This window comes from uncultured Pedobacter sp. (genome assembly GCF_913776295.1).
Taxonomy (GTDB): Bacteria; Bacteroidota; Bacteroidia; order Sphingobacteriales; family Sphingobacteriaceae; genus Pedobacter.
This window is the reverse complement of record NZ_CAJYOJ010000033.1, coordinates 36,038-46,049: the sequence shown is the minus strand read 5'-3', so window position 1 is coordinate 46,049 and position 10,012 is coordinate 36,038. Positions and strand designations below refer to the sequence as shown.

General features: G+C 40.0%; 8 protein-coding genes and 1 tRNA gene. 4 read left to right on the top strand and 5 right to left on the bottom strand.

Features of this window, described 5'->3' with window-relative positions:
* Positions 1 to 313: 313 nt before the first annotated feature.
* The gene (locus tag QZ738_RS05995; protein ID WP_293785648.1) at positions 314 to 2,221 is read right to left on the bottom strand and encodes an ABC-F family ATP-binding cassette domain-containing protein; all 1,908 of its coding nucleotides are present in this window, start codon (positions 2,219 to 2,221) and stop codon (positions 314 to 316) included.
* A 343-nt stretch (positions 2,222 to 2,564) separates the two neighbouring features.
* Between QZ738_RS05995 and QZ738_RS05990 the strand changes: the two genes are divergently transcribed.
* The 3 genes from QZ738_RS05990 to QZ738_RS05980 all read left to right on the top strand — a co-directional run bounded on the left by QZ738_RS05990 (position 2,565) and on the right by QZ738_RS05980 (position 4,993).
* The gene (locus QZ738_RS05990; protein WP_293785647.1) at positions 2,565 to 2,975 is read left to right on the top strand and encodes an Rrf2 family transcriptional regulator; all 411 of its coding nucleotides are present in this window, start codon (positions 2,565 to 2,567) and stop codon (positions 2,973 to 2,975) included.
* A 71-nt stretch (positions 2,976 to 3,046) separates the two neighbouring features.
* Positions 3,047 to 3,697, top strand: a complete 651-nt coding sequence (locus tag QZ738_RS05985; protein WP_293785646.1) for an NAD(P)-dependent oxidoreductase — start codon at positions 3,047 to 3,049, stop codon at positions 3,695 to 3,697.
* Positions 3,698 to 3,964: 267 nt separating this feature from the next.
* A complete protein-coding gene (locus QZ738_RS05980; protein WP_293785645.1) occupies positions 3,965 to 4,993 on the top strand; it encodes a quinone-dependent dihydroorotate dehydrogenase in 1,029 nt (342 codons plus the stop codon).
* A 584-nt stretch (positions 4,994 to 5,577) separates the two neighbouring features.
* Here the strand turns inward: QZ738_RS05980 and QZ738_RS05975 are convergent.
* From QZ738_RS05975 to QZ738_RS05965, 3 genes are all read right to left on the bottom strand, one after another.
* Positions 5,578 to 5,748: a hypothetical protein gene (locus tag QZ738_RS05975; protein ID WP_029275070.1), complete on the bottom strand. Its 171-nt coding sequence runs from the start codon at positions 5,746 to 5,748 to the stop codon at positions 5,578 to 5,580.
* 34 nt (positions 5,749 to 5,782) lie between these two features.
* Positions 5,783 to 5,856 (bottom strand) — tRNA-Cys (locus QZ738_RS05970).
* Positions 5,857 to 5,925: 69 nt separating this feature from the next.
* Complete coding sequence (locus QZ738_RS05965; protein ID WP_293785644.1) at positions 5,926 to 6,672, bottom strand: RNA methyltransferase; 747 nt, start codon at positions 6,670 to 6,672, stop codon at positions 5,926 to 5,928.
* Between QZ738_RS05965 and QZ738_RS05960 the strand changes: the two genes are divergently transcribed.
* Positions 6,663 to 9,086: a BamA/TamA family outer membrane protein gene (locus QZ738_RS05960; RefSeq protein WP_293785643.1), complete on the top strand. Its 2,424-nt coding sequence runs from the start codon at positions 6,663 to 6,665 to the stop codon at positions 9,084 to 9,086. The genes QZ738_RS05965 and QZ738_RS05960 overlap by 10 nt on opposite strands.
* Here QZ738_RS05960 and QZ738_RS05955 read toward each other — a convergent pair whose 3' ends face one another.
* The gene (locus QZ738_RS05955; RefSeq protein ID WP_293785642.1) at positions 9,087 to 9,653 is read right to left on the bottom strand and encodes a 2'-5' RNA ligase family protein; all 567 of its coding nucleotides are present in this window, start codon (positions 9,651 to 9,653) and stop codon (positions 9,087 to 9,089) included.
* Positions 9,654 to 10,012 lie beyond the last annotated feature (359 nt).

Here is a 10,012-nt window from a genome sequence, read left to right as displayed (position 1 = left end):
TTTTTCTTTCGAAGCCAGTGGGATGGCTTTGTCAGTGGAGCCCGAAAAATTTGTTAGGCCGGATTTAAGCGGAACGGAGATACGGTGCTACGGCCTAGCTACGCCGAAATGCATAGGTTTCGCAAGTTACTCATTAATAGGCAATTGCAAAATAACGTCAATGGTAGGTACGAAGCATCTGCAACCTATAAAAAGATGCTTCGTGCCTCAGCATGACAGAAAAAATTTTCTCTGTGGTTCTGAGTTTCCATGGCAAAAAAAAGCCGTCCTGATGTAAATCGGAGCGGCTATATCTTACCAACTTGCGCTTAAACTAACCTTCAAGCTCCATGATCTCAGCTGCCAGTGTTTCCCATTTAGTTTGGCTGTGATCTAACTCCTGTTTCGTTGCCAGGTAACGTTTGTTGGCTTCAGCCAGTTTATCGGCTTTGGCGTAAACATTCTCGTCGGCCAGTTCTGCTTCAATGTTTTTTACATTTTGCTCCAGTTCGGTAATCAGTTTTTCTGTTTTTTGCAATTCGTCGTTCAGCTTTTTTAACTGATTAGCCGTGTTAGGGGTAGCCGGTTTTGGCTGTTCCTTTGGTTTTTCGGGCATTTTAACCGGAATAGGTTTAGCTGCAGGGATAACCCTTTTGCTATTCCATTCTTCATATTCGGCATAAGTGCCGGGATATTGTTTGATCTTGCCATTTTCGATAAACCAGATTTTATTGGCTACATTATCCAGAAAATACCTATCGTGGGAAACTGTAATGAAAGTACCTTCAAATTGTTGCAAGGCCTGGATCAGGATGTTTACCGATTGGATATCCAGGTGGTTGGTTGGCTCATCCAGGATCAGGAAATTTGAATCTGTAGTTAAAGATTTCGCCAGGGCCACACGCGATTTTTCCCCTCCCGAAAGTACCTTGATCTTTTTGAAAACATCATCGCCGGTAAACAGGAAACAACCTAAAATGCTGCGCAATTCGGTATCAGTATGTTTGGGTGCAAAGGCCTGTAGTTCTTCCAAAATTGAATTCTCCAGATGCAGCGATTCTAACTGGTGCTGCGCAAAGAAAGTAGTGGTTACATTATGACCGGTTTCGCAGAAACCTTCAAATTTTTCAGCTCCGGCAATCATCCTCAATAAAGTAGATTTACCTTTTCCGTTAGCACCGATCAGGGCAATTTTATCTCCTTTTTCGATCACACCTTCGGCATCATCCAGAATATGCACATTTGGATAACTTTTATGGGCATGCTCGATACGTACCACATGCCTGCCCGATGGTTTAGAAAATTTAAAAGCAAAATTTACGGTAGGGTTTTCATCATCCACATCATCAATACGCTCCATCCTGTCTAAAGCTTTCATCCGCGACTGGGCCATTTTAGCCTTACTCGCCTTGGCTTTGAAACGCTCAATTAAACGCTCTTCCTGTTTAATTTTAGCCTGCTGGTTCTTAAATTCTCCCTTTTGGATTTCGCTGCGCATGGCTTTTTCTTCTACATAAAAACTGTAGTTACCCGCATATACGGTCAATTTGCCTTTGCGCGATTCTACCGTACGGTTTACAATCTTGTCCAGGAAATACCGATCGTGAGATACAATTACGATGGCACCTTCAAAACTCATTAAATAGTTTTCCAGCCATTTGATGGAAGGTAAATCCATGTGGTTGGTCGGCTCATCGAGCAATAAGATATCAGGTGTTTGCAATAAGATTTTAGCCAGCATTACCCGCATCCGCCAACCTCCGGAAAAGGTATTTAAGGGGCGTAATTGGTCTGCCGTACTAAAGCCTAAACCAGCCAAAATTTCGTTGGCCCTGTACTCAATGTTGTAACCGTCAAGGGCTTCAAATTCTTGTTGTTTATCACTTAACTTAAATAAAACCTCTTCGCTGTAATCAGTCTCAATTTTTTTAAGCAGTTCTTCAATTTCATCATGCAACTGGTTCTGGCGCTCAAAAGCTTCCATGGCCACGTGCAAAATGCTATGGTGCGAATCGTAAGAAAGCAGATCCTGGTTTAAGTAACCAATTTTCAGGTCTTTAGACATGGAAACCGTACCCGAACTCGGTGCATACTCGCCGACAATTATTTTTAAAAGTGTTGATTTTCCTGTTCCATTGGCACCAATTAAACCGGCTCTGTCGCCAGGTTTGATGTGCCAGTTTGCGTCATCGTATAAGGCCCTTGAGCCAATCAGGAAAGTTAAATTGTTTATTGAAATCATTTCGGCTGCAAAAGTACGAAATTTAAAGGCTTTTCTCAGGGGGAAAGTTAAATAGGGAAAACTGTTATTCTGATCAATATCAGTGACAGAAGAATCCTAGCGAAATGATAAGCCTCGAAAAGTCGTCATTTCGACCGCAGTGGTGAAATCTTTCTACATAGTTCAAAGATTTCTCCCCGCCTGTACGGGCAGGCATTTCGCTGCGCTACAGTCGAAATGAAGGAGATTTTTAAAATCATTCAACGGTAGGGAAGTGGAGAAGCTGTTGTTATGGAATTTTAAAATATATTTTGATTTCTATAAAACCTTCTTACCTTTGTACTGTAATAAAAATAATTACAGAATGAGTACAAGCAGGTTTCCGATTGCCTTACACATTTTAACCTTATTAAATGAGGCCAAAGGTACTGTAGTGAGTTCGGCTTACCTGGCCGGAAGCATCAATGTCAACCCTGTTTTAGTGCGCAAGGAAATCATGAATTTACGTAAACATGGTTTTGTGGAGAGTAAAGAAGGTAAGGGGGGAGGCTCATTTCTGGCAAAAGATGCCAAAGATATTAACCTGGGCGAAGTTTATCAATCAGTAAGCGGCAGCAAAATTTTAGGGCAACATAAAAATGAACCTAATCCCAAATGTCCGATAGGCAGGCAGATCAATCAGCATTTGGATGCGTTGTACAGCGCTGCAGAGCAAGCACTGATGAACAATTTGGCTAAACAAACATTGGCAGATTTTGCCGCCAGATTTGAATAATTTTTTTTAAATATAACTGTAATAAAAAACATTACAATTTAAATAGATACATCAATTAAAAATTAAATCAGATGAAAGTAGCATTAATAGGCGCCTCGGGATTTGTAGGTAAAGCGATTTTAAATGAACTGGTAAGCCGTGGAAACGAAGTGATTGCCATTGCGCGCGATATCGCCAAAATTGACAGCAGCGATGCCAAAGTAGATAAAGTAGCAGTAGATGTTCTGAACACAGAGGAACTGGCTAATGCTTTAAAAGGTGCTGATGCGGTAATCAGTGCCTTTAATGCCGGGTGGACCAATCCAAACTTGTATAACGATACGATTGAAGGCGCAAATGCCATTCAGGCTGGGGTAAAAGCATCTGGCGTTAAACGTTATATTTTCATAGGTGGAGCAGGTACATTGCAGATTGACGGTCACCAGATTGTAGATGGACCTGATTTTCCTGCCGAGATCAAACCAGGCGCAACCGCAGTAAGGGATTATTTTAACACGCTGAAAGAGGAAAAAGAATTAGACTGGTTGTTTTTTAGTCCGGCAATTGAAATGCATCAGGGGATCACCATCGGCCGTACAGGGAAATATCGATTGGGCAAAACCAGTCCGGTTTTTAATGACGAAGGCCGTTCTATATTATCAGTAGAAGATTTGGCGATTGTGATTGCTGATGAGCTGGAAAATAACGCACACCACCAGGAGCAGTTTACGGCAGCGTACTAGCTCGTCGTTAGTTCACTGGTTATTGGTTTACAGGTAGGCGGATTAGGATTATTGGTTGGTTGGTTTAGGGTTTGCTGGTTCATGGTTTTTGGCGGAACGGTTTATAGATAAGTGTTAATGTTTTTATTTTATGGTCAATAGCAGGCTGGGTTATCCCTCATGGCTATCAAACCATCAACTATGAACTATCGCCTGGACTAATGAACAAATGGCTACTGAACCAATTAACCTTTTCCATATTTACCTATAAGTTCTTATCTTCGTGGCATGTATCGCCTGATTAAACCAATATTCTTCAAATTTGACCCTGAAAATGTACATTATTTTGTAGTCAAACGCTTAAAATGGTTTAATGATAATTTTCCACTCGGTAAAACCATTATCCGTAGCAGTTTTGATGTGCATATCAAAGGTTTGGAACGCGAAGTTTTTGGCATCAAATTTAGAAATCCTGTTGGTTTGGCCGCAGGATTTGACAAAAACGGCGAATACGTAGAGCCACTCAGCAATTTAGGCTTTGGTTTTATCGAGGTAGGTACGGTAACACCCATGCCGCAACCCGGAAATGATAAGCCCCGTATGTTCAGATTACCCAACGATGAAGCACTGATTAACCGCATGGGCTTTAACAATAAGGGTGTGGATGTAATGGCAGAACGCTTGCGATTGTTAAAGGATAAACATCCTGATATCGTGGTTGGTGGAAATATCGGTAAAAACAAGGCTACCCCAAATGAAGATGCGGTACGCGATTATATTAAATGTTTCGACCGTTTGTTTGATGTGGTAGATTATTTTGTGGTGAATGTAAGTTCGCCGAATACCCCAGGTTTACGTGAACTGCAGGAAAAAGAGCCCCTTAAGAAAATTCTTAATACCTTACAGCAGCGCAACCGAAAAAATAATATTTCTCGTCCGATTTTATTGAAAATTGCACCTGATTTAACGGATGCGCAATTAGATGATATTATCGAAATTGTGGCAGAAACGAAAATAGCGGGCATTATTGCCACCAATACCACCATCAGCAGGGAGAACCTGGCTACAGAGCAGCATTTAAAAGCCGAAACCGGTGGATTAAGTGGAAAGCCTGTTAAAGAACGCTCAACTGAGGTAATCCGTTATCTTTCAGAAAAATCGAATAAGGCTTTTCCGATTATCGGGGTAGGTGGTATACATTCGGCCAAAGATGCGCAAGAGAAACTGGATGCAGGCGCCAGTCTGATTCAGTTGTATACCGGTTTTATTTACGAAGGACCGGGATTGATCAAAAGTATCTGTAAAGCGTTGGTTTAAAGGAGTTGTAACCCTGATCCAGTAGCTGTCGGATTTACTTCCGGGTCTTGAAATAAGTTTAGTATGATGAGCTTGCTAAATTATAGCCGAAATATGGTAGTTTTCACATTTTGGAAATGAACGTCAGCATTTCATTGGCTATCTCAGTCCCGCTATCGCTTCAAAGCCTTGGCTCGTTCCTCGCCTTCGGGTTTTACGCTAAATCGGGTTTATTTAACCGGGGTTTGGGGTTTTTACAATTATTTTTTTGAATACCTCATATCAGTATAAAATTGCCAATCCTGAGGGATGATTTATTGTATAAAAATCAATATGATTGACAACCGTTTCTAAGGTTCGTCATTTCGAGCGGAGTGCAACGCAGTCGAGAAATCTGTCTCTATAGATTTCTCCATTTCGCTGCCGGCGAAAAACCGGCTCGCTCCAGTCGAAAGGACGATTCTTCTATTGGATCCGTCAATGGTAGCGTGAAGGAAAGATGCTGGCCACGAAATAGCTATCTGGTATCAAAAATTCTAATGCATAAAAAAAGCATCCTTTGATCAGAAGGATGCTTTAAAATCTTTGAGAAAAATTTCTAAAAACTATTTTGCCAAAGCAGCTAAAACAGCGTTGTTTTTAGCTAATTGATCGTTTTTAGGTTGAGCAGAGCGGCTTCCTAACTCGATGTTAGTTGCTCTTTTCAAAAATGCTACCTCTTGGTGAGCTGTATTTTTATTTCTTCTGTCTTTTCTTTTTAATCTGGTAACTGCCATGGTAATAACCTTTTAATTATTTTATTTGTACAAATGGAGGTCGAGAGCGGATTCGAACCGCTGTAGAAGGTTTTGCAGACCTCTGCCTAGCCACTCGGCCACTCGACCTTAAATTCAAGGCTGCAAAAATAGCAATTATTAGTTAGTGCGCAAACATTATTTTAATAAATATCTGATTTAATTCCGAACTCGCACTAATTCAGCACAAAAGATTGCTGCACTTACGGCAACATTTAACGATTCGGCTTGCCCAACTCTCGGAATGGTAACCGGTTTATTTATTTTTTTGACCACCTCTGCCGATATTCCCTTTCCCTCATTACCCAAAATCACCAGTCCTTCAGTTCCCCATTGTGTTTCGTAGATCGAGTTGCCATCTAATAGTGCACCAAATACAGGGATGGTATTTTTCTCCAGCAATGCCGGTAAATCTCCCTCATAAATATTGATCCTGGCCAGAGAACCCATGGTGGCCTGTACCGTTTTAGGATTGTATATCTCGACACAATCTGCAGAACAAATGATGTTTTTAAAACCAAACCAATCTGCCGTACGGATGATAGTGCCCATATTACCAGGATCCTGCACCCCATCCAATACCAAGGTAAACTGATTTTTTAATTCAGTTGGTTCCAGTTTGCTGTTTTTAGGGATATGAACAAGCGCTAAAAAACCCTGTGGCGTTTGCAGTGTACTAATCTTCTCTAATTCGGCGTTCTTTACTTCAAATAAGTTTATATTTGCAGGCAATTTGGGTAACAAATTGTATTGCTCGCTGTTATAAAATATGGTGTGGATCTGGTAGCTTGATTGGAAAAATTCTTGTATGGATTTAATTCCCTCAACAATAAACAAACCATGTTCTCTACGATATTTTTTTTGATGTAACGATTTTATAAAACTAATCTGTGATTTTGAAAGCATACCAAAACTCAATAAATATTAAACTGAAAAGCACTGCAATATTACTATTTATTATTGTTTTAATTCAGGCCTGCTCGTCAACCAAATACATTGCAGATTATCAATCGATAGTGAAAAAGGTAACTATTGATAGTGTAGATGCTAAATTTGAAGAACAGGCTTATAACTATGTTCAGAAAGACATCAGGCCAGCATCGAAGCTGAGCATTAACGTGCCAATATACAATTTCTTCAATACCAAAGATGGCCGGTATAAAACCAGTGGTATAAAACCTTTCGGTACTCCGCCAGCCATTTTGGATAGTACACTGGTCGAAATTTCACGAACTCAGATACAAAAGTTCTTGAAAAGTAAGGGCTACCGCCGGGCCGAAGTAAAAGCAGCGATAAAAGTTGCAGAAAAAAAGGCTGAAATTGTATTCACCGCAAAACCAGGACCTGCTTATACAATAGATAAAATTTCTGATTCTATACCCAATGCCAACATTAAAAGTCTTTACGAATCAAATAAAGCTGCAATAACTCATTTACATCAGGGAATGCAGTACGATGAAGATTCTCTAACCTATGAAAGGGAGCAGATTTACCGCATTATGAAAGAAAATGGATATTTTTATTTTTTAAGACCCTATGTTAATTTCGACGTTTATGGTGCAGAACCTACTTCTAAAACCAATAAAATTGATCTGAACTTAAATGTGACCAACCCTGAAAATGGCGAACACAGGCAGTTCAATATCGGCTATACCCACATGATTATTGCGCCTAACCCGGACGGTTTTCCCGATTCGGTACGTTATAAGCTTAATAAGGACACCGTTAATGGCATTATTTTTACCGATTTTTCAAAGCGTTACCGAAGAAATCCTATTGTAAGGTATGATTTTCTGAAACAGGGCGATCTTTATGATATCCGGAATGAAAACCTCACCTATGATCGGTTATATGAACTCAATATCTTTAAAAATGTAAAAATCGATTATTACCGCAGAGACAGTACATCAAATAAAATTAATACGGTAATCCAGCTCATTCCTCAAAAGGTAATGAGTAACCGGGTGGAAGGAGAGGTGCCGTTTAATGGTGGTACAGTTGGGTTTACCATCGGAAATACGTATACCAATAACAATATTTTCAGGGGCGCAGAACGTTTTGAACTTCAGGTAAAGGGCGGTTTGCAATCAAGAATTGGCAATGGTGCAAAACCCTTTAGTGATATTTATCAGCGCGATTTTTCAATCAGTTCGAGTATTACCGTGCCACGGTTGTTGATTCCTTTTTACAATCCGGTTTTAGGAGGGAATGGGATGCCGCACACTACTTTTGCATCCAGTTATATTTATGCGCTTCAAAAAGATGTTTCGGTTAGAAGAATCTTTATCAATTCAATCACTTATGATTGGTTTGAAACCAAATCTAAATTACATTCTTTCACGCCTTTAAATTTTGAGTACCGTTTTGGCTATCTTGATCCCAACGTGGATGCGCAAACCGTATTGAACAATCTTTATTACTCCACCTTATTAGGTCGTAAAGATTTAACGCTTGGTATGAAATATACCTATACCTTAAATGCCAATAAATTAAATGAATACCGGTCTTTCGTTTACTTAAGGGCAGGAATGGATATTGCGGGAAATATGTTGCAGGGTATTTCCGCGTTAATTGGCAAAAAAGGTGATCCGGCAAATAACCAACCGGCAAGAATTTTAGGTCTGCCATTTAACCAATACATGCGCCCTGAGGTTGACTTAAGATGGTATAAACACCTGGGCGGCGAGCGACAGTTTATTGCGCGTTTAAATGCAGGCGTAGCTTATGCTTATGGAAATTCAGTATTAACGGGTATACCTTTTGAAAAGCAGTTTTTTGCTGGTGGATCAAGTGGCATAAGAGCCTGGCAGGCAAGAACCATCGGTCCCGGGAACTATGATAGAGGTATTTTACGCAGTGATACGCTAAGGAGGGCATTTTTTGGGCTCGACCAACTTGGAACCATGCGGATTGAAACCAATTTTGAATACCGTTTTACCGTGGCAAAGAAGTTTTTAGGTGCAACCTTAAAAGGTGCGGCATTTGTTGATATCGGTAATGTATGGAACCTGCGAAAAGGCGAATCAATTCTTGTTGCCAGTCCTTCACTTGACGAGCAAACCATATTCAGATTAAGTAAATTAGCGCAACAGCTTGCTGTTGGTACAGGTGTAGGGCTAAGATATGATGTTCAATACTTTGTATTTAGGTTTGATGTGGGCCTGAAGCTTAAAGATCCTCAGTTTGCAGGTTCGGATCAATGGGTCATCAGTAAGTTTTTATCTGGAGCAAGAGATTTCAAAAATAGCTATAATGCCACTCACGGACCTGATACCTATCGTTTTATACAATACAACTTTGGTATCGGAATGCCGTTTTAATCAATCAAAAAGGTTTAATGCCCTGGGTTTGGTTTCAGGATCTTTGAAAGAAAATTCCTTAAAGGGTTGCCATCTCTTATCCATGTGCTTGTAAACAGAGAAAGATGAGACCAAAAATTCCCGTTTAAATTTTCGGTCTTTGAATTCAGTACAAATCTGTTTGAAAACGGGTTTGATATCTCTGAACGCCAGGGTTAAATGTGGATTGAATTTTTCTCTTTTCTCAATCAGTTTCAAAGGTTGTAGTGCTTTGTTTACCTGTTTTTCCAGGAGCATTAATCCTTCATTTTGCTCCACATCGAGGTAAAAGGTATGTTCCGGAAATGAATTGAAATTCCGGAGTACCTGTGTAAAAGGTTTGTGGAAAGACGTCTCTTCCAAAGCATTAAAAAAACGCTTTTCTGCATCATATCCCGTCAGTTTTACAGGAGGATATAAGGTAATGTGTGCCGGACGCTTTAATGATTCATGAACATTAAATTTATCTGAAATGTATGTTCTGATTTCGTCTATATCTTCTGAAATAGAAGTTGGCGGAATTAAACACACTAAAAATAGATTTTCCATAAAACAAATTTACTAAAAATATTAGTAAATATAAAATGGTTTTATGAAGCGGGGGTACGGTTTAATTCATCTATGCCATGGTTCGTGTCTGCACGAACCATCTTATTTTAGATAAACTTTTTTCTGGCTAATTTAGTGGATTTGTGTCAGATGGTAACATCAGACACCACTAAAATAACCCATTTATATTTTTGCCACGGATACACGGATGAGCACGGAGAAATTGGATAGCGCAACAGAATTAGGTTCAATAAACCCCTGCCAGTGCAGGCGGGCGACCGACAGCGTTACCCCGATTTGTTTGGAATTTAATTACAGAACATTTATCGGGGTTAAGCAAAGGGCGGGACTGCTGGAAC